This is a genomic window from Roseomonas acroporae, from assembly GCF_023223525.1.
In the GTDB taxonomy this organism is placed as follows: domain Bacteria; phylum Pseudomonadota; class Alphaproteobacteria; order Acetobacterales; family Acetobacteraceae; genus Roseomonas_E; species Roseomonas_E acroporae.
In genome coordinates this window covers 102,574-121,945 of sequence record NZ_JALPRX010000001.1, presented here as the reverse complement: position 1 = coordinate 121,945, position 19,372 = coordinate 102,574, and the positions used below count along the sequence as shown (strand labels likewise).

Here is a 19,372-nt window from a genome sequence, read left to right as displayed (position 1 = left end):
CCCCCCCCCCCCCCCCCCCCCGGCGCCGGTGACCGGCCCCGCCGGGCCGGCTCGCCGGCTGCGCTTCCGGAACGACGCCCTCCGGCACCCGCGCGATAACGGCATCGTGCGAGGGCATCCCCGCGCCGATCTCGCCTGGCCGCACCACATCATGGCAGAAACGTGGCAGGCACCCACCGTCGGGAGAGCGGGTTCCGCGAACCCTCCGGCGATGCAGCGCGGAGGCGGCGATGTTCCCAGCCCTGATTCTCTGCTTCGTCGCCACCTTCGCGGCGATGGGCGGCCTCGCCTCGGTCGCGCTGGCGCTGCTGTCCGGTGCCGGGATGGGCAGCCCCGCCCTGCTCGCTGCGCCGCTCTTCGGGGCGGTTTCCCTGCTGACGGGACTCACCGCCGCGTGGCTGGTGATGGCGCAGAACGACCGGCGCAACGCGACGCGGGGCTGAGCGCCGCGCCTGGCCCGCCCCCTGGCCCGCCCCTTCCCACGCCCGCCTTCCCCGCCACCGGCCTTTTCCGTACCGGCCGCCGGCGCCGCGGGCGCTGCCACGGGGGCCGCCCTTGAACGGCCTGCCTGCCGCCATCGCGGCCATGGAGCGCGCGCACGGCACGCAGGAGCGGATCTGGCGCCTGTCGCGCCTCACCTGGGCCGCCATGGCGGTGACGCTGCTGCTCGGCATGGCCGGGCTGTTCGGTGACGGGCCGCTCGCGGCGACGGAGGCACGCGCCTCCGATGGCAGCGTGCGGGTTGCCCATGACCGCTTCCAGCGCGCCGATGCCTCCTTCGCCTTCCGGATCCGGATCGAGCGGCCCGGGTCGGCGCGGACGGCACGCCTCTGCCTCGACGGCCGCTTCGCGCGCCGATGGCGCGTCCTTCGGGTCGAGCCGGAACCGGTCGCGCAGGAGGCGGCGGCGGACGGAATCTGCCTGCTGGTCCGCTATGCGGACGACGCGCCGGCGCCGGTGACGCTCTGGGCGCAGCCGCGCGGCGCGGGCTTCCCGCTCGAAGGCGCGATGCGGCGCGGCGACGGCCCGCCGGCGCGGATCCGGGCGGTGGTCTGGCCGTGACCGAGACCATCCTGCGGACCGCCCTGGCCTGGCTCGGGCTGCTGGCGCTGTTCCGCCTCTCCGGCCGGCGCACGCTGGGCGAGATGACGCCCGCCGACTTCATCGTCCTGCTGATCAGCGGCGACATGATCCAGCAGTCGCTGCTCGACGAGGATGCCAGCCTGACCAGCGCCTTCGTGGTGATCCTGACCCTGCTGCTGCTGAGCATCGCCTATGCCTGGCTGCGCGGCCGGCTGCCGGCGCGGCTGGCCGGCGCGCTGGAGGGCGTTCCCACGGTGCTGGTGCGGGACGGCGTGCCGGACGAGCACCGGCTGCGCCGGTCCCGCGTCACGCTCGACGACGTGCTGGAGGCGGGGCGGCGCAGCGGCGTCGCCGACCTCGCCGGCATACGCTTCGCGGTGCTGGAGACGGGCGGGACGATCAGCATCATCCCGAATGCCGGGCAGAACGACGGGCCGGCGACGCCGCCGGCGGAAACCCAGCCGCGGCCGGGCTGACCGGTGCCGGGCCCGGCCGCGTGCCCGGCTGCATGCCCAGCCGCATGCCCGGCTGCATGATCGGGATTTCATCCGCCCGACGCGAGATTCCGATGGATGGCACCCGAACGGGGCAGCAGGCTCGGCCTTGCCAGACACTGCGGAGTCGACCGATGCGCCGTGCCCAGCCTTCCATGACCAGGGCCCTCCTCCCCGGCCTGCTCGGCGGTCTGCTGCTCGCCGGCGGTGCCCTCGCCCAGGGTGGCGCCGCGCCCGCTCCCGCCACGCCGTCCCAGGCCGCGCCCGCCCCGGCCGCCTCGACGCCCGGCCCGACGCCGCAGCAGCAGCGCATGCAGAGCTGCAACGCCGCGGCGGGGCAGCGTCAGCTCGCCGGCGATGCCCGCCGCGGCTTCATGAGCGACTGCCTGGCCGGCCGGACCCCGGCCGCCTCGCCTGCCGCGCCACAGACGCCGCAGGACCGGATGCGAAGCTGCAACGCCACGGCCTCGCAGCGCAGCCTCACCGGGGATGCGCGGCGGGACTTCATGAGCACCTGCCTCAAGGGCTGAGGACGCCGGATACGGAAGCGGCGCCGGCCCCCGGCGGCCGCCGGGCCCACGGCCCGGGAGCCGCCATCGGCGGGCCCGCGACCCCCAGGCCGCCCCCTCAGGCCGCCCCCCTTCAGGCCGCCTGGGCCTGCCGCGCGACGCGGGTGAGCTGCACGAGCAGGTCACGCGCCGCCTTCACCCGCTGCGGCAGCGTCATCTCGCGCGGCAGGGCCAGCTTGTGGTCGGGGCGCAGCTTCACCATACCCTTCTGCGACTGCACCCAGGCGATCAGCCCGCCCGGGTTGCGGAAGCGGTTGCCGCGGAAGCTCAGCACCACGCCCTTGGGCCCGGCATCCAGCTTCTCCACCCCCGCCTCGCGGCAGAGATGCTTGAGCGAGACGACCTGGAGCAGGTTCTCGGCCTCTTCGGGCAGCTTGCCGAAGCGGTCGGCGAGCTCTGCCGCCATCGCCTCGATCTCCGCCTCGGAGGCGAGGCCGCCGATGCGGCGGTAGAGGCCGAGCCGCACCGGCAGGTCGCGCACGTAGCCCTCGGGGATCAGCACCGGCAGGCCGAGGTTGATGTTGGGCGTCCAGTCCCGCTCGTCCTCCTCGCGCCGCCGCCCTTGTCCGGCCTTCAGGTCGGCGACGGCGTCCTCCAGCATCTGCTGGTACAGCTCGATGCCCACCTCGCGGATATGGCCGGACTGCTCGTCGCCGAGCAGGTTGCCGGCGCCGCGTATGTCGAGGTCGTGGCTGGCCAGGGTGAAGCCGGCGCCGAGGTTGTCGAGCGTCTGCATCACGTTCAGCCGCTTCTCGGCGGCGCCGGAGAGGCGGTGGAGCTGCGGCCAGGTGAGGTAGGCGTAGCCGCGCTGCTTGCCGCGCCCGACCCGGCCGCGGAGCTGGTAGAGCTGGGCGAGGCCGAACATGTCGGCGCGGTGGACCACCAGCGTGTTCACCGCCGGCATGTCGAGCCCGCTCTCCACGATGTTGGTGGAGAGCAGCACGTCGTACCGGCCGTCGCTGAACTCGGTCATCACCCGTTCCAGCTCGGTCGGCGCGAGGCGTCCGTGCGCCTGGGCGATGCGCGCCTCCGGCACGATCTCGGCGAGGCGGGTCGCCATGCGGCCGAGATCCTCCAGCCGCGGGCAGACGCAGAAGACCTGCCCGCCGCGGAACCGCTCGCGCTGGATCGCCTCGCGGATCACCACCGGGTCGAAGGGCATGATGAAGGTGCGCACGGCGAGCCGGTCGACCGGCGGCGTCGCGATCACGCTCATCTCGCGCACGCCGGTCAGCGCCAGTTGCAGCGTGCGCGGGATCGGCGTGGCCGTCAGCGTCAGCACGTGCACGTCGGCCTTGAGCTGCTTCAGCTTCTCCTTGTGGGTGACGCCGAAATGCTGCTCCTCGTCGACGATGACGAGGCCGAGATCCTGGAACTCCACCCCCTTGGCCACCAGCGCGTGCGTGCCGATGACGATGTTGACCGTGCCGTCCTTGAGGCCGGCGCGCACCTGCGCCGCCTCCTTGGCCGTCACCATGCGCGAGAGCTGCGCCACGCGGATCGGCAGCCCCTCGAAGCGGGCGGCGAAATTGCGGTAGTGCTGGCGGGCGAGCAGCGTGGTCGGCACCACCACCGCCACCTGCATGCCGGTCATGGCGACGAGGAAGGCGGCGCGCAGCGCCACCTCGGTCTTGCCGAAGCCCACGTCGCCGCAGATCAGCCGGTCCATCGGCCGGCCGGAGGCGAGGTCCTCCATCACGTCGGCGATGGCGCGCTGCTGGTCCTCGGTCTCGGCGAAGGGGAAGCGCGCCGCGAACTCGTCGTAGGCGCCTTCCGGCGCGATGACCGACTGGCCCTCGCGCATGCGCCGCTCGGCGGCGACGCGGATGAGCTGCGCCGCCATGTCCTGGATGCGCTGCCTGGCCTTGCTCTTGCGGTTCTGCCAGGAGGCGCCGCCCAGCTTGTCGAGCGTGACGCCGGCCGTCTCGGAGCCGAAGCGCGACAGCACCTCGATGTTCTCGACCGGCACGAACAGCTTGTCGCCGCCGTCGTAGACCAGCCGCAGGCAGTCGTGCGGCGCGCCGCTCACCTCGATGATGTTGAGGCCGTCGTAGCGGCCGATGCCGTGGTCCTGGTGGACGACGAGGTCGCCCTCGGCGATCTCGGTGGCGTCGGCGATGAACTGGTCGGCGCGCTTGCGCCGGCGCGGCGGGCGGGAGATGCGCTCGCCCAGCAGGTCCTGCTCGCCCACCACGGCGAGGCCGGAATTGCCCGCGACGTCCCTCTTCCAGCGGGCGGTGAAGCCACGCTCCAGCCCCATCACGGCCAGCGCCACCGTGCCGCCGGGAAGCTGCTGCGCTTCCGGCCAGTCGGCGACGGGCTGGGCGGTGACGCCGTTCTCGCGCAGCAGGTTGGCGAGGCGGTCGCGCGAGCCGCGCGTCCAGGCGGCGAGGACCGGCCGCATGCCCTGCTTCAGCAGCGCCTGGGCGTGCTCGGCATAGGCCTGGAACACGTTCTGCCCGGCGGCGCGCACATCGGTGAAGAGCCGCCCCGGGCGGCCGCCGGCATCGAGGCTGGCGGCGCCCGACTCGCGCTCGCCCTCGGGCTGGGCGAAGGGGGCGAAGGCGAGCAGCGGCCCCTGCGCCAGCATCGCGTCCCAGCCCCGCCGGTCGAGGTAGAGCAGGCCCGGCGGCGCCGGCCGGTAGGGCACCTCGCCCTCGGCGGCGCGCACCGGGGCGCGGCGGGCCTGGTAGTGGTCCTCGATCATCTCGAGCCGCGCCTCCAGCACCTCCTCGGCCTGGTGGTCGAGCGAGACGGAGGCGCCGGGCAGGTAGTCGAGCAGCGTCTCCATCCGCTCGTGGAACAGGCCGGCCCAGTGCTCCATGCCCGGATGCTTGCGGCCGGCGGAGACGGAGACGTAGAGCGGGTCCTCGGCGGCGGCCTGGCCGAACAGCTCGCGCCATTCGGTGCGGAAGCGGGCGATGCCGGCCTCGTCGAGCACCACCTCGCCCACCGGGCGCAGCCACAGCGCGTCCAGCGCCTCGCCGCTGCGCTGGGTCGCGGTGTCGAAGCGGCGCAGACTCTCGATCTCGTCGCCGAACAGGTCGAGCCGCACCGGATCGGTCTCCCCGGCGGGGAAGAGGTCGATGATGCCGCCGCGCACGGCGTACTCGCCGTGCTCCATCACCGTGCCGGCGCGGCCGTAGCCGTTGGCCTCCAGGAAGGCGGTCAGGGTCGCGGGATCGACCCGCCCGCCGCGCCTGAGATGCAGCGTGGCCCCCCCGAACGCCGCGCGCGGCGGCACGCGCTGCACCAGCGCGTTGACGGTGGTGACGACGATGCGCGGGCCGGGGCGCGGGCCGCCCGCCGGCTCCAGCAGCCGGGTCAGCGTGGCGACGCGCTCGGCGACCAGCTCTGGGTTCGGCGAGACGCGGTCGTAGGGCAGGCAGTCCCAGGCCGGGAAGCGCAGCACCTCGACCGCCGGGGCGAAGAAGGCGAGCGCCTCGACCAGCCGGGCGGTGCGGGCATCGTCGCGGCAGACATGCAGCACCGGGGCGCCGGTCTCGGCCCGGCGCCGGGCCAGCAGCAGCGCGTCGTAGCCCTCGGGCGCGCCGTGGACGGTCAGTGTGCTCATCGCGGCATGCCGTCCCGCCCGGCCGGGGAAGGATCCCGGCCGCCATCAGGAGAACCCTCGGCGGAAGCCCCGCCGGAGGAACGGACCGGCAGGCCGCCCCCCGGCAGGCCCCCCCCCGGCGGCCTGCCCAGCGTCTCGCCGACGATTCGCAGCAGCATCGGCGTCGCCTGCTCGGGCGGCACCGGGCGGCGGCCGGAGAACCAGTCCGCCAGGTCGACGTCGGGCAGGTCCAGCAACGCCTCCAGCGCCGCCAGCTCCGCCTCGGTGAAGGCGGGCAGGTTGCGCTCGACGAAGCCTCCCAGGACGAGGTCGGCCTCCTTGGTGCCGCGGTGCCTCGCGCGGAACAGCAGGCGGCGGCGGCGGATGTCGGGGGCGGTAGGGTCGGTTTTCTGGTCGTGCTGCATGTCGCGGTACGGGCCGGCCGCTGCCATATAGGGGCGGATGGGAATCCTGTCAGCCCGATGACGCGCCCCGAGATGAGCCTGTCGCCCGGCGCGCAGCCTCGCACCCTTCCACCCGGCGGCGCCACCCCTGAAATGGCGGGCGGGAAGCCACCGCGGCCGTCCCTGGGAGCGGCTTCCGGGATGAGTGGCCCCGACCCCCTGATCGCCCCCCTTCTCGCCCCCGTCGAGTCGCTGCCCGGCATCGGCCCGGTGCTCGCGGGGGCCATCGCGCGGGCCACCGGCGGCCGGCGGGTGCTGGACCTGCTGTTCCACCTGCCGGAGTCGATCGTCGACCGGCGCGCCGCGCCGCCGCTGGCCGAGGCGCGGCACGATTCCGTGGTCACCGCCACCGTCACGGTCCGCTCGGTGGAGAAGCCCGGCGGCCGCCGCCAGCCGCTGCGGGTGCTGGCGACGGACGGCACGCGCGAGATCGAGCTGGTCTACTTCAACAGCCGCCCGGAATGGCTGGCGCACCGCTTCGCGCCCGGCGCGGTACGGCGGATCTCCGGCAAGCTGCAACTGCATGCCGGGCGGCTCTCCATGCCGCACCCGGACTACGTGGAGCCGCCCGACACCATCCCGCCGGTCGATCCGGTCTGGCCGCTGACCGCCGGCCTCACCCGGCGCCACCTGGCCCGCGCCATGCGGGCCGCGCTGGACCGGCTGCCGACCCTGCCGGAATGGCACGGCGCGGCGCTGCTGCGCCGCGAGGGCTGGCCCGCCTTCGACGCCGCCCTGCGCGCCATCCAGGCCCCCGAGGCGCCGCCCCCCGCCGCCGCCCGCCGCCGGCTGGCCTATGACGAGATCCTGGCCGGGCAGCTCGCCCTCGCCCTGGTGCGGCGCGAGGGACGGCGCCGCCCCGGCCGTGCCCTGGTCGGCCCCGGCCATCTGCGGCAGGCGGCGCTGATGGCCTTCGGCCACGCCCCGACCCCGAGCCAGACCGCCGCCCTGGCCGAGATCGACGCCGACCTCGCCGCCCCGCACCGCATGGTGCGGCTGCTGCAGGGCGATGTCGGCGCTGGCAAGACGCTGGTCGCGGTGCTCGCCATGCTGCGCGCCGTGGAGGCGGGTGCCCAGGCGGCGCTGATGGCGCCCACCGAGCTGCTGGCCCGCCAGCACCTGCGCACCCTCTGGAGGCTGTGCGAGCCGGCCGGGGTGGATGTCCGCCTGCTGGCCGGCAGCGTGAAGGGCACGGAGCGGCGCAACGTGCTGCGGCGTCTCGCCGACGGCTCGCTGCCGCTCGTCGTCGGCACGCATGCGCTGTTCCAGGAGGCGGTGGAGTTCCGCGACCTCGGCCTCGCCGTGGTGGACGAGCAGCACCGCTTCGGCGTCGACCAGCGTCTGGAGCTGGCCGGCAAGGGCGCCACCGCCGACCTGCTGGTGATGACCGCGACGCCGATCCCGCGCACCCTGCTGCTGACGCAGTGGGGCGAGATGGAGGTCTCGCGACTCGCCGGCAAGCCGGCCGGCCGGCAGCCGATCCGCACCACGCTGCACGGGCTGCGCCAGGTGCCGGAGGTGGTGGCCGCCATCGGCCGGGCGATCGGGCGCGGCGCCCAGGTCTACTGGGTCTGCCCGCACGTGGCGGAGAACGAGAGCACCGACATCGCCGCCGCCGAGGCGCGCCACGCCGATCTGGCCAAGGTGTTCGGCGAGGGCGCGGTCGGGCTGGCGCACGGCCGGCTGGACACGGATCCGCGCGAGGCGGCGCTGGCCGCCTTCGCCGCCGGGCGCACGCGGATCCTGGTCGCGACCACGGTGATCGAGGTGGGCGTGGACGTGCCCGGCGCCACGGTGATGGTGATCGAGCACGCCGAGCGCTTCGGCCTCGCCCAGCTCCACCAGCTCCGCGGCCGGGTCGGGCGCGGCAGCGGCGCCTCCTTCTGCATGCTGCTCTACGACGAGGGGCTGGGCCACGGCGCGCGCGAGCGGCTGGCCGTGCTGCGCGACACCGAGGACGGCTTCCTGATCGCCGACACGGATTTCCGCCTGCGCGGCGGCGGCGACGCGCTGGGCACGCGGCAGGCCGGCATGGAGGCGTACCGGCTGGCCGACCCGCAGCAGGATGCCGACCTGTTCGCCATCGCGCACAAGGACGCGGCGCTGCTGCTGGAGAAGGACCCGCCGCTGGAATCGCCGCGCGGGCGGGCGGCCCGGCTGCTGCTGGCGATGTTCGGCAAGGACCGGGCGATGGAGACGCTGAAGGCGGGATAGAGCGGATCGCCGGCGGGCGGACACGCCCGGCGGCGTGGATCCGCGCCAAGAACAACGCGCTACGGCGAACCGCGGTCCCGACCGGACTGCGGTTCGCTCGTAGGCGCGCAGGGGCCGACGGGGTTCAGTCGCGCGGCAGCGGCGGCAGGGTCTGGCCCACGAATTCCGGCCGCACCCGGCAATAGGTCAGCCAGGAATAGCCGCTGCGCGGCGCCCGCGTGGTGTCGAGCAGGGCGAGGTCCGGCTCGCGCGGCAGGTTCAGCCCGGGCACGAACACCTCGTTCTCCATCCCCGCCATGGTGTCCCAGAGCGGCGGGATCACCTCGTACTCCTCCAGCACCAGCGCCATCCAGGCGTCGAGGCGGGGCTCGCGCCGGTAGTGGAAGAAGGTGTTGTGCGTGGCGCGGCCGGGCAGGTTGTCGTCGAACACCATGTGGCGGAAGCCCGCCTCGGCGCCCTGGCGCAGCCGGTGCAGCTTGTTCTGGTGGTCGTCGAACAGCACCAGGGAGCCGGGGGGCTTGGCCATGAACTCGAAGCCGGCGCAGGAGAAGTCGCCGCCGCCGTAGGTGACGTCCGGCGCGCGCCAGGCCGGCTCGATCCGGGTGCGGTCGAGGCAGTGGCCGAGGGCGAAGATCGGGTCGATCGCGATGATCCGCGCGGCAGGCGCCGCCTGCCGGATCACCCAGGTCGAGAAGCCGCGCCAGACGCCGGATTCGACGACCAGCTCGGGCCCGAGCGCGCGCAGCAGCGCGTAGAGCTGGAAGCCCGTGTCCGGCGCCATGCCGTTGCTGTTCGGGAAGGGGAATTCCGGCAGCAGCGCCGCGAATTCCCGTGCCCAGGCGGTGACGCGCCCCGTCTCCGCCTGCCAGTGCAGCCCGCGCATTCCTTGCCTTTCCCCGGGGCCTTTCCCCGGGCCCTCGCCGGGCCCTTCGCCGACGGGCCGATCCTGGCGGGCAAGGGTTAGGGAAAGGTTCGCGGGGCCGGGGATCAGTGCCGGAAGTGGCGCATCCCGGTCAGCACCATGGCGAGGCCGGCCTCGTCGGCCGCCGCGATCACCTCGTTGTCGCGGATCGAGCCGCCGGGCTGGATCACCGCCGTCGCACCCGCCGCCGCCGCCGCGAGCAGCCCGTCGGCGAAGGGGAAGAAGGCGTCGGACGCGACCACCGAACCCTTGGTCAGGCCCTCCGGCAGGCCGGCGGCCCTGGCCGCCTCCTCGCCCTTCCAGGCCGCGATGCGCGCGGAATCGACCCGGCTCATCTGCCCGGCGCCGACGCCCACCGTGGCCCCGCCCTTCGCGTAGACGATGGCGTTGGACTTGACGTGCTTGCAGACGCGGAAGGCGAAGAGCAGGTCGCGCAGCTCGGCCTCGGAGGGCGCCCGCTTCGTCACCACCTTCAGCCCGTCGAGCGCGACGCGGCCGGCGTCGCGCGACTGCGCCAGGAAGCCGCCGGCGACGGAGCGGAAGGTGGTGCCCGGCGCCGCCGGGTCCGGCACGCCGCCCGTGAGCAGCAGGCGCAGGTTCTTCTTGCGCGCCAGGATCGCCTTCGCCGCCTCGTCGGCATCGGGGGCGATGATGACCTCGGTGAAGATCGCGGCGATCCGCTCGGCCGCCGCCGCGTCGAGCGGGCGGTTGGCGGCGACGATGCCGCCGAAGGCCGAGACGGGATCGCAGCGCAGCGCCGCGTCCCAGGCCGCGGCGAGGCTCGCCGCCGTCGCCACGCCGCACGGGTTGGCGTGCTTGACGATGACGATGGCGGGCTCCTCGAACTCGGCCACGCACTCGAAGGCGGCGTCGGTGTCGTTGAGGTTGTTGTAGGAGAGCTCCTTGCCCTGCACCTGCGCCGCCGTGGCGATGCCGGGGCGGCCGGAGCCATCGACGTAGAAGGCGGCGCGCTGGTGCGGGTTCTCGCCGTAGCGCAGCGTTTGTCGCAGCGTGCCCGCGAAGGCGAGGCGCGGCGGGAACTCCACCTCGTTCTGCCGCGCGAACCAGCCGGCGATGGCGGCGTCGTAGGCGGCCGTGCGGGCATAGGCCTCGGCGGCGAGGCGGCGGCGCAGCGCGAGGGTGGTGCCGCCGCTGGCCTCCACCTCGGCGCGCACCGCGTCGTACTGCGCGGTGCCGGTCAGCACGGCGACATGGGCGTGGTTCTTCGCCGCCGAGCGGATCATCGCCGGCCCGCCGATGTCGATGTTCTCGATGCAGTCCTCGAAGCTGCCGCCGCGCGCGACCGTCGCCTCGAACGGGTAGAGGTCGACCGCCACGAGGTCGATCGGCGCGATGCGGTGCTCGGCCATCTGCGCCTGGTGCGCGGGCAGGTCGCGGCGGCCGAGAATGCCGCCATGGATCTGCGGCACCAGCGTCTTCACCCGCCCGTCCAGGATCTCGGGGAAGCCGGTGTGGTCGGAGACCTCGACCACCGCGACGCCCGCCTCGCGCAGCGCCTTCGCCGTGCCGCCGGTGGAGAGGATCTCGACGCCCCTGCCGGCCAGGAAGCGGCCGAATTCCACGAGGCCGGTCTTGTCGGAGACGGAGAGCAGGGCGCGTCGGATGGCGACGGTGTCGGTCATGGCGGGACCTTCGAAGGGAAGCGGCGCGGGGCCACGGCAGCCTGCCGGTGGAGGGCAGGCCGCCCGGCCGGCCGCGGGGCTGGCGGACGGGGCTGGCAGGCGGGCCGATCTGCGCGGGGGATTAGCCCCGGTACCGCCCGGGGGCAAACGGGTAACGCACCCGGGCGGCGCCGTTCCGCCATGCCGCGCGGGCATGCGCATGCCCGCGGGCCGGCCGAGGCGTCGGCGGGCCGGCCCGGCAGGGCGGGGAGGAATGGCCCGGCGAGGGTGGGAGAGGACGGCCCGACAGGGCCGGGAGTGACGGTCCGGCAGGGCCGGAGGCGTGCCCCACGGTCGGGCGACGGCGCCCGAAGATGCGCCCGGGGCATGGGCCGTTCCCGGCACCGGCCGCAGGGGTGACAGGCCGGGGACCCGCCCCTATCACTCCGGCGGACCCATCGAGCAGGAAATCCCGCCTTGCCGCGATCGATCCGGCGCGTCCTCGCCGTGCCGCACCCCGCCTTCCCGGCCCTGCCCCTCATCGTCCTCCTGCCGCTCGCCATGGCCGGATGCGGCGGCGACTACTCTCCCGACACCTACGCCTCGCGGGCCGTGCAGCAGGCCAACAAGGTCGAGCAGGGCATCGTGGTGGGCGTGCGGCGCGTGGCGGTGGCGGCGGACGGCACCGCCGGGGCGGCCACCGGCGCCGCGGCGGGCGGCATCGCCGGGGCGCAGACGCCGGGCGGCGTCGGCTCGGCCTTCGGCGCGCTCGGCGGCGCGCTCACCGGCGGGCTCATCGGCAGCGCGGTGGAGCGCGCGGCCGGCGACACCACCGCCTACGAGTATGTCGTGCGCAAGCCCAACAGCGAGCTGGTCTCGGTCACCCAGCGCGACGCCACGCCGCTCGCGATCGGCCAGAAGGTGCTGGTGATCGCGGGCGCGCAGGCGCGCATCGTGCCCGACTACACCGTCGCGTCCGAGCCGCCCGCCGCCGCGCCGGCGCAGGCGGCCGCGCCGGGGCCGGCCATGGCGGCGGGGCGGGTCGGCGGCGCCGGCTCCCCGGCGGACGCGGCCATCGTGCCGGTGCCGCGCGTCGCTTCCGAGGCGATCGCTCCGCCGCCCGACGCGGCGGCCGCGCCGCCGGGTGCGGCCCAGACGGGAACCGCCCAGACGGGAACCGCCCAGACGGGAACCGCCCAAACGGGAACGGCTCAGGTGGGGGCGGCTCAAGTGGGAACGGCTCAGGCAGGGGCGGCCCAGGCAGGGGCGTCCCAGGCGGGGGGCGGCGGGACGCCCTGAACGCGCGCGGCGGGATGCCGCCGGGTCAGAGCCCCAGCAGGTCCAGCGTCCGCCCCACCACCTTCGCCTCGTCGAAGCGTTCCAGCGCCCGCGCCCGCCCCGCCTCGCCCATCCGCCCCCGCAGCACCGGGTCGCCGGCCAGCCGCGACAGCGCCGCGGCCAGCGGCGGCACGGTGCGCGGCGGCACCAGCAGGCCGGTCCGCCCCTCCACCACCTGCTCGCGCGGGCCGCGTATGTCGGTGGCGACCACCGGCAGGCCGGTCAGCATCGCCTCGATCACCGACATGGGCAGGCCCTCGAAGTGGCTCGGCAGCGCGAACACGTCGGCCGCCGCCAGCACGCGCGCCACGTCGTGGCGGTAGCCGAGCCGCACCAGGCGACGCCCCAGCACGGACTGGGCCCGCGCGAAGTCGGCATCCAGCGACTCGCCGTGGTCGCTCGGCAGCCGCTCGCCCACCACCCAGAGCACGGCGCCCGGCACCTGCTCCATCGCCCGCAGCAGCTCGCGGTGCCCCTTGTGCCGCACCAGCCGCGAGACGATCACGACGACGCAGGCATCCTCCGGCACGCCGAATTCCGCCCGCAGCGCGGCGCGCGCGGCGGCATCGGGGCAGAACAGCGCCGGGTCGCGGCCATTGCCGATGCCGACCGCATCGGCGGCGATGCGCAGCCGGCGCGCATCGGCCGATTCCTCCTCGCTCACGGTCAGGAAGGTGTCGGTCAGTCGCCCGCCCAGCCATTCCAGGCCGAGCGACAGGCCGCGCCGCCAGAGCGGCCCCGGCTGGTTGAACAGGAAGCCGTGCGAGGTGTAGGCCACGCGCGGCACCTTCGCCGCCCGCGCCGCCGCGCGCGCCAGCAGGCCGGAAATCGGCATGTGCGCGTGCACGAGGTCGAATTCCTCGGCGCGGAACAGGTCGAGCAGGGCGCGGTAGGCCCGGGCCTGGGCGCGCGGGTCCAGGCTGCGCGCCATCGGCACCGGCACGATGCGGAAACCCTCCGCGCGCGGCAGGTCGAGCAGCGGCCCTTCGGCGCAGATGCCCACCACCTCGTGCCCGCGCGCCCGCGCGCCGCGCATCAGCGGCAGCAGGAAGTGGCGCAGCGAGAAATCGACGTTGGTGACCTGCGCGATCTTCACGGCGCCACCCCTCGCGCGCGGCCGCGCCCGGCACCTTGCGGCCATGCCGGCGCCATGCGATCGATTCGCCGGACAGGCGCGGCAACATCGCCGAAGACGAACGACGGAGGAGGCGCCAGACCATGCCGGTCCTTTCGTGCGACCCGGGCAGCCATCCGGCCGGCCGCTGCGCCTGCCTCATGCCGCGCCGCGCGCTGCTGCGGGGCGCGGCGGCGGCCCTCGGCGCCGCCACGTTGCCGGCCATCCCGGCCGGGGCCCAGGCCCCCGCCCGACCCGGCCCCGGGCAGCGGCGCATCGATATCCATCATCACCTGACCCCGCCGGCCTATCGCGACGCGGCGCTCGCGAAGCTGGACCTGCCGCCCGTGGCACGCAACTGGACGCCGGCGCGGACGATCGAGGATCTCGACCGGGCCGGGATCGACGTCGCGATCCTCTCCGTCACCACGCCCGCCTTCACCTTCGTCGAGGGCGAGGAGCGGCGCCGGCTCGTGCGCGCCTGCAACGAGTACGCGGCCGGGCTGGCGCAGCAATTCCCCCGCCGCCTCGGCTTCTTCGCCGCGCTGCCGCTGCCCGACATCGAGGGCAGCCTGGCCGAGACGGCGCACGCGCTCGACGCGCTGAAGGCCGACGGCGTCTACCTCTTCACCAATTACGACAACCGCTGGCTGGGCGACCAGGCCTTCCACCCGCTCTACGAGGAGCTGGAGCGCCGCCGCGCGGTGGCGGCGACGCACCCGATCTCGGCCGCCTGCTGCACCAACCTGCTGCCGGGCATTCCGGACACGGTGGTGGAGTTCGGCACCGACACCACGCGCAGCATCGCCAGCCTGATGTTCAGCGGCACCGCCGCGCGCTTTCCCGGGATACGCTTCGTCTTCTCGCATGCCGGCGGCACCATGCCCTTCCTGATCGAGCGGTTGGAATTCCAGGCGCGGCCGCCGGCGGTCTCCCGCCAGCTCGCCGGCGGCGCCGTGCTGCCGGCGCTCGCGCGCTTCCACTACGACACGGCGCAGGCGGCCAACCCGGTCGCGATGGCCGCGCTGCTGAAGGTGGTGCCGGCGGGGCAGGTGCTGCTCGGCACCGACTTTCCCTACCGGCTCGGCAGCGAGCAGGTGCAGGGGCTGGCAGGGAGCGGGCTCGCCCCCGAGACCCTGCGCGCGATCGAGTCCGGCAACGCCGAGGCCCTGCTGCCGCGCCTGCGGCCCTAGAGCCGATCCAGCCTGACTGTATCAGGCCGGAACGGCTCTAGCCTTTGATTTTTCGCATTTTCCGAGCCGCTGAGCGAGGACGCTCAGCTTGAAAATGCTCTAGAGCGGATCGCCGGCGGGCGGACACGCCCAGCGGCGTGAATCCGCGCCGAGAACAACGAGTTGCAGCGAACCACAGGCCCAACCGGACCGCGGTTCGCCGTAGAGCCGTTCCGGCCTGACCGCATCAGGCCGGAACGGCTCCAGCCTTCTGGTCTTTCGCATTCTCCGGGTCGCCGGGTGAGTACACCCGGCTTGAAAAAGCTCCGGCCTTCGCTCCGGCGCATCCTCCGAGGCGCCGGGCGAGTATGCCCGGCCCGGGAATGCGCCGGAGGGAATGCGCCGGAGCGGATCGCCGGAGGGTGGCCACGCCCGGCGGCGTGGAGCCGCCCGAGGACCAGGGCCCGCGGCATGCGCGCCTGTCCGGGCCCACGAGGCCTGGGCGATCGGGCCAGGGGCGATCGGGCCAAGGGCGGGCAGGCCGGGGGCGCGCCGCGACGTCCCCTGCCCTACGCGTCCTCGTCGCCGCCGACGCTGCGCCGCGACAGCGCCCATTGCACGGCCCCGGTGCCGGCCGCGGCGTGCAGCACGACCTGCCGCGTCGGGCCGGGATCGTGGCCGAGATAGATGCTCTCCTCGATCGCCAGCCGCCCCCCCTTGGCGCGCAGCCGCCAGGTCGCGCCCGAGGGCAGGCGCAGCAGCACCGTGCCCTCCTCGTCCTGCGGACGCACGTCCACCGAGGGGTGCAGGTGGAAGCGCACCGCGAAGGCCGGCGTGTCCTCGCCCTCCACCATGTCCTCGCCGCGCAGGTCGTCACCGGATTCCGCGAGGTAGAGCCGGCGCCGGTGCACCACGCCGAAGGCCTGGCGCCAGCCGTCGTGGCTCGCCTCCAGCCATTGCGCGCCGCCCGCCTCGTGCCGCTCGGCGGTCACCGACTCCGGCCGCCGGCCGATGCCGTCCTCGCGCAGCTCGCTGCTGTTGGTGTCGGCCAGGATCAGGGTCGAGTGCGCGGCGGTGGAGCGCAGCGCGTCGCGCCACGCCTGGTCGCCGGCCGGCGCCGCGCCGCAATTGACGATCATCCGGTCGCGCCCGACCGAGACCTCGAAGGAGAGCGTGCCGGCATGGGCGTAGCGGTCGGCGCCGCGCGGCAGCCCGCCGCGCGCCGGGTCCTTGCCCCGGCGCGGCGGCGGCGCGCCGCACTCGGCGAGCACCAGCGTCCGCCCGGCCTGGAGGCGGTGGAAGCCGGCATCGGGCAGCTCGGTGGGGGCGCGCCCGCGCGACTGCGCCTGGGTCAGCACGAGGTCGATCACCGCGCCGCCGCCTTCCTTCGGGCTCTCGATGCGGGTGCCGTTGAACAGGGCCAGCGCGCCGTCGCCGTGGCGGAACATGCGCAGCGCCGGCGCGGCGCGGTCCATCGCCACGGTCAGCATCGCCGGCGCCTCGATGCCCGACCCGTTCAGCAGGTTGCGGATCTCGATCAGGTCCTGCAACGCCAGCAATTGCTGGCCGGGCGAACGCTCGACATGGCCGCCGTCGGGGTGGAACTGGCGCTCGATCTCGCCGGGCAGCATGCGCAGGCAGCGGTTCAGCCACGCCTCCTCCGAGAGCGCGATGGCGGCCGCCATGCCGCCCTTCACCGCGACCAGCGCGCCGCGGTGGTCCACCTCCAGGGGAAGCTGCGAGAGCACGAGGCGCCCGTCCTGCGCCAGCCGCACCATGAGCTGCCGGCGCAGCCCGTCCTCGGCGGTGGCGGCGAAGAAGTCCCAGTTGCCGAGCATGGCCGAGATGCGCGCCCCCGCCACCTCGGCGGACTGCGCCATCGGCTCCAGCATGCCGCGTTCGAGGAAGTCGGCCGCGAGCGCCCGCGCGCGCAGCCGCGCCGGGTCGGTGCCGAGGGTGCGCAGGTCGCGCAGCCAGGCGAAGCCGAGCGAGGCGGCGCGCCACGCGGCCGGGCCGGACTCGGCGTTCCAGCCCTCGCCGCCCTCCGCCATCACCTGCAGCGGGCGCCGCGTGCCGGCCACCTCGAACTCGCCGCGCAGCAGCTGGGCGCCACGGCTGGAATCGCCGGGCCAGAGGTCGCGGAAGGCGCGCGCGGGCGCGTCCGGCACCCGGATCGGGCGCAGGCGGCCGAGCGTCCGCCGCAGCACCTCCTTCATCGGCCGCCCCCGCCGCGCGCCGTGGGGCATTCCGCCCGCCGCACCATGTTCCCGCCCTCCCTCATGGCAGCCCCGTGGGGCGCCCTCACCCGGCCTGCCCCCTGAGGGCGGCGATGGCGGCGCGGTAGTCGGGCCGGCCGAACACCGCCGTGCCCGCCACCAGCGTGTCGGCGCCGGCCTCGATCACCAGCGGCGCGGTCTCGGCCGTGACGCCGCCATCCACCTCCAGCGCGATGGGCTGGCCGCCCGCCGCCGCGTGCGCGTCGATCATCGCGCGCAGCCGGGCGATCTTGGGCAGCTGGCTCGGGATGAAGGCCTGGCCGCCGAAGCCGGGGTTGACCGTCATCACCAGGATCAGGTCGCAGAGGTCGAGCACCTCCTCGACGGCGCTCACGGGCGTCGCCGGGTTCAGCACCACGCCGGCCTTCTTGCCCAGCGACCGGATGGTCTGCAGCGAGCGGTGCAGGTGCGGCCCGGCCTCCGGGTGCAGGCTGATGCCGTCCGCGCCCGCCTCGGCGAAGGCGGCGAGGAAGGGGTCGGCGGGGGCGATCATCAGGTGGACGTCGAAGTAGAGGGAGCACCGCCTGCGCAGGGACTTCAGCACCACCGGGCCGTAGCTGATGTTGGGTACGAAGTGCCCGTCCATGATGTCGAGGTGCAGCCAGTCCGCCCCGGCGGCGGCGACCGCATCCGCCTCCTCGCCCAGTCGGGCGAAGTCGGCGGCAAGCAGGGACGGGGCGATTCGAACGGGGCGCATCGGGGGCTTCTAGCCCCCGCCCTCCGCGGGCGGCAACCGGGTGCCGACTCGCCGCCCGGTCGCCGCGCGCACAAAATCGGCAGCGGGGCGGAACGAACGGGGCGTGACGAATTGCAACGCGTCCGTTACCGCACGCAACGGTGGATGGCGGCGGAAGGGCTGGTGCGCGGCCTCCGCTCGGGCGGCCGGGCATACCGGGCGCCGGGCCGTGATCCGCCCGGCCCGCATGCCGCGATCCGCGGGGCCGGCCCGCCCCGCCGCCGGAGAAAGTCCGGCCGCCGGCGTCAGGCCTGCCGGAAGCGGGCGGCGAAGAAGCCGTCCATGCCGCCATGCTCCGACCAGAAATCGGGCCGGGTGCGCAGCGTGCCGGCGCCGGTCAGCGCTTCCGGCAGGCCGGGCAGCTCCTCCGGCCGGAAGGGATCGTGCCGCAGGCCGAGCGCGGCGGCGGCGGCCAGATGCGCCTCGCCCTCCTCCGGCTGCAGCGAGCAGGTGGCGAGGACCAGCCGGCCGCCCGGCGCCAGCAGCCGCGCGGCGGCGGCGAGCAGGCGGCCCTGCGCCTCGGCGGCACTCGGCACGTCGCGCGGGCGCTTGAGCCGGGCCACGTCCGGGTGGCGGCGGATGGTGCCGGTCGCGGTGCAGGGGGCGTCGAGCAGCACGGCGTCGAACCGCCCGGCAGCCTCCCCGCCGGCCGCCCACTCGACCACGTCCGCCTCCACCACCGCGGCGTTCAGGCGCAGCCGGGCGAGGTTCTCGCGCAGCCGGGCGGCGCGACGCGGCTCGCGCTCCACCGCCGTCACCGTGGCGCCGGCGGCGGCGAGCTGCGCGGTCTTGCCGCCGGGGGCGGCGCAGAGATCGGCCACGCGCTCGCCCGGCCGCGCCGCCAGCAGCCGCGCCGGCAGGGCGGCGGCGGCGTCCTGCACCCAGAAGGCGCCCTCGGCGAAGCCGGGCAGCTCGGTGACGCGGGTGCCGGCGGGGAAGCGCAGGCTGCCGGTGGGGAGCAGCTCGCCGCCGGGCGGCGGGGCCGCCCCCGGGGCCCCGGGGGCAAGGGTGAGGTCGAGCGGCGCCTCGGCCCGGTGCGCGGCGGCGATCCGGCGCACCGCGGGGCCGTAGGCGTCGTGCCAGGCGGTCCAGAGCCAGGCCGGCGTGTCCAGCCGCTCCACGTCCAGCCCGTCCAGCGCCGCCGTCCCCGCCTCGGCAACGCGGCGCAGCACGGCGTTGGCGAGGCCGGAGAGCGAGCGCGGCACCAGCCCCACCGCCGAGGCCACGGCGGCGTGCGGCGCGGTGCCGAGCAGCAGCAGCTCGGCGGCGCCGATGCGCAGCGCGTGGCGCACCACGGGCGGCGGTTCGCGGCGCAGCCAGGGCTCCAGCGCGGCGTCGAGCGTGCCGAGGCGGCGCAGCACGGCGGCGGCGATGCGGTGGCCGGCGGCGCGGTCGCGGCCATCGAGGCGCGGCAGCGCGTCCAGCGCCTCCTCCAGCGGCCGGTGACGCTCCAGCACCGCCTCCAGCAGGCGCAGCGCGGCGAGGCGCGCGGCGGAACGGCGGGCGTTGCCGCCGGCGCGGGGCGCGCCTTCGCCGCCCCCGCCGGTCGGCGCCCCCCCGTTGGCCCGGCCGCGCCCCTCGTCGGCCGGCCCGCCGGCGCGGGCGGCGCCACCGGCGCGGCCCGGGTTGCCGGACGCGGCACGGTCCGAATTGCCGGACGCGGCGCGGTCCGAATTGCCGGGCGCGGCACGGGCCGGATTGCCGGGCGCGGCGCGGTCCGGATTGCCGGACTCGGCACGGGCCGGATTGCCGGGCGCGGCGCGGCCTGCGTTATCGGAATGCGGGTTCTTCGGCGCGGCGGGCTTGCCCATCCGC

Annotated in this window: 15 protein-coding genes; 7 read left to right on the top strand and 8 right to left on the bottom strand. The window is 75.5% G+C overall.

What is annotated here, in order from left to right; all coding sequences use genetic code 11:
- The first annotated feature begins 230 nt into the window (after positions 1-230).
- From M0638_RS00550 to M0638_RS00535, 4 genes are all read left to right on the top strand, one after another.
- Positions 231-443 carry a hypothetical protein gene (locus M0638_RS00550; RefSeq protein ID WP_248664984.1) on the top strand — a complete coding sequence of 71 codons (213 nt, stop codon included), beginning with the start codon at positions 231-233 and terminating at the stop codon, positions 441-443.
- 112 nt (positions 444-555) lie between these two features.
- Positions 556-1,062, top strand: coding sequence for a hypothetical protein (locus M0638_RS00545; protein ID WP_248664983.1), 507 nt, complete (start codon positions 556-558; stop codon positions 1,060-1,062).
- The gene (locus M0638_RS00540) at positions 1,059-1,559 is read left to right on the top strand and encodes a DUF421 domain-containing protein (RefSeq protein WP_248664982.1); all 501 of its coding nucleotides are present in this window, start codon (positions 1,059-1,061) and stop codon (positions 1,557-1,559) included. The genes M0638_RS00545 and M0638_RS00540 overlap by 4 nt, the downstream gene beginning before the upstream one ends.
- Positions 1,560-1,732: 173 nt before the next feature.
- Positions 1,733-2,107, top strand: a complete 375-nt coding sequence (locus M0638_RS00535; protein WP_248664981.1) for a PsiF family protein — start codon at positions 1,733-1,735, stop codon at positions 2,105-2,107.
- Positions 2,108-2,219: 112 nt separating this feature from the next.
- Here the strand turns inward: M0638_RS00535 and mfd are convergent, their stop codons facing one another.
- Both mfd and M0638_RS00525 read right to left on the bottom strand, forming a co-directional pair.
- Positions 2,220-5,720 carry a transcription-repair coupling factor gene (gene mfd / locus M0638_RS00530; RefSeq protein WP_248664980.1) on the bottom strand — a complete coding sequence of 1,167 codons (3,501 nt, stop codon included), beginning with the start codon at positions 5,718-5,720 and terminating at the stop codon, positions 2,220-2,222.
- A complete protein-coding gene (locus tag M0638_RS00525) occupies positions 5,717-6,124 on the bottom strand; it encodes an FAD assembly factor SdhE (RefSeq protein ID WP_248664979.1) in 408 nt (135 codons plus the stop codon). The genes mfd and M0638_RS00525 overlap by 4 nt, the downstream gene beginning before the upstream one ends.
- 180 nt (positions 6,125-6,304) lie before the next feature.
- Here M0638_RS00525 and recG point away from each other — a divergent pair, with 180 nt between their 5' ends.
- Positions 6,305-8,377 carry an ATP-dependent DNA helicase RecG gene (gene recG, locus M0638_RS00520; protein WP_248664978.1) on the top strand — a complete coding sequence of 691 codons (2,073 nt, stop codon included), beginning with the start codon at positions 6,305-6,307 and terminating at the stop codon, positions 8,375-8,377.
- 124 nt (positions 8,378-8,501) lie between these two features.
- Here recG and M0638_RS00515 read toward each other — a convergent pair whose 3' ends face one another.
- On the bottom strand, positions 8,502-9,260 hold the full coding sequence (locus M0638_RS00515; protein ID WP_248664977.1) for a hypothetical protein: 759 nt from the start codon (positions 9,258-9,260) through the stop codon (positions 8,502-8,504).
- Between the two features lie 104 nt (positions 9,261-9,364).
- Positions 9,365-10,942 (bottom strand): bifunctional phosphoribosylaminoimidazolecarboxamide formyltransferase/IMP cyclohydrolase, encoded by a 1,578-nt coding sequence (gene purH, locus M0638_RS00510; protein ID WP_248664976.1) that lies wholly within the window; start codon positions 10,940-10,942, stop codon positions 9,365-9,367.
- 456 nt (positions 10,943-11,398) lie between these two features.
- Here purH and M0638_RS00505 point away from each other — a divergent pair, with 456 nt between their 5' ends.
- Positions 11,399-12,220: a hypothetical protein gene (locus M0638_RS00505; protein WP_248664998.1), complete on the top strand. Its 822-nt coding sequence runs from the start codon at positions 11,399-11,401 to the stop codon at positions 12,218-12,220.
- A gap of 25 nt (positions 12,221-12,245) precedes the next feature.
- Here M0638_RS00505 and M0638_RS00500 read toward each other — a convergent pair whose 3' ends face one another.
- The gene (locus tag M0638_RS00500) at positions 12,246-13,355 is read right to left on the bottom strand and encodes a glycosyltransferase family 4 protein (protein WP_248664975.1); all 1,110 of its coding nucleotides are present in this window, start codon (positions 13,353-13,355) and stop codon (positions 12,246-12,248) included.
- Positions 13,356-13,477: 122 nt separating this feature from the next.
- On the opposite strand from M0638_RS00500, the gene M0638_RS00495 reads away from it, so the two are divergent.
- Entirely contained in the window at positions 13,478-14,566 is a 1,089-nt protein-coding gene (locus M0638_RS00495) for an amidohydrolase family protein (RefSeq protein WP_248664974.1), read from the top strand.
- A 548-nt stretch (positions 14,567-15,114) separates the two neighbouring features.
- On the opposite strand, the gene M0638_RS00490 is transcribed toward M0638_RS00495, so the two are convergent.
- From M0638_RS00490 to M0638_RS00480, 3 genes are all read right to left on the bottom strand, one after another.
- On the bottom strand, positions 15,115-16,761 hold the full coding sequence (locus M0638_RS00490) for a heparinase II/III family protein (protein ID WP_248664973.1): 1,647 nt from the start codon (positions 16,759-16,761) through the stop codon (positions 15,115-15,117).
- Between the two features lie 85 nt (positions 16,762-16,846).
- Entirely contained in the window at positions 16,847-17,518 is a 672-nt protein-coding gene (gene rpe, locus M0638_RS00485) for a ribulose-phosphate 3-epimerase (RefSeq protein ID WP_248664972.1), read from the bottom strand.
- A 284-nt stretch (positions 17,519-17,802) separates the two neighbouring features.
- A complete protein-coding gene (locus M0638_RS00480) occupies positions 17,803-19,368 on the bottom strand; it encodes an RsmB/NOP family class I SAM-dependent RNA methyltransferase (RefSeq protein WP_248664971.1) in 1,566 nt (521 codons plus the stop codon).
- Positions 19,369-19,372 lie beyond the last annotated feature (4 nt).

Coding starts and splice junctions, on each gene's coding strand:
- M0638_RS00550 (WP_248664984.1), top strand. CDS start 231: ATGTTCCCAGCCCTGATTCTCTGCTTCGTCGCCACCTTCGCGGCGATG.
- M0638_RS00535 (WP_248664981.1), top strand. CDS start 1,733: ATGACCAGGGCCCTCCTCCCCGGCCTGCTCGGCGGTCTGCTGCTCGCC.
- mfd (WP_248664980.1), bottom strand. CDS start 5,720: ATGAGCACACTGACCGTCCACGGCGCGCCCGAGGGCTACGACGCGCTG.
- M0638_RS00525 (WP_248664979.1), bottom strand. CDS start 6,124: ATGCAGCACGACCAGAAAACCGACCCTACCGCCCCCGACATCCGCCGC.
- recG (WP_248664978.1), top strand. CDS start 6,305: ATGAGTGGCCCCGACCCCCTGATCGCCCCCCTTCTCGCCCCCGTCGAG.
- M0638_RS00515 (WP_248664977.1), bottom strand. CDS start 9,260: ATGCGCGGGCTGCACTGGCAGGCGGAGACGGGGCGCGTCACCGCCTGG.
- purH (WP_248664976.1), bottom strand. CDS start 10,942: ATGACCGACACCGTCGCCATCCGACGCGCCCTGCTCTCCGTCTCCGAC.
- M0638_RS00495 (WP_248664974.1), top strand. CDS start 13,478: ATGCCGGTCCTTTCGTGCGACCCGGGCAGCCATCCGGCCGGCCGCTGC.
- M0638_RS00490 (WP_248664973.1), bottom strand. CDS start 16,761: ATGAAGGAGGTGCTGCGGCGGACGCTCGGCCGCCTGCGCCCGATCCGG.
- rpe (WP_248664972.1), bottom strand. CDS start 17,518: ATGCGCCCCGTTCGAATCGCCCCGTCCCTGCTTGCCGCCGACTTCGCC.
- M0638_RS00480 (WP_248664971.1), bottom strand. CDS start 19,368: ATGGGCAAGCCCGCCGCGCCGAAGAACCCGCATTCCGATAACGCAGGC.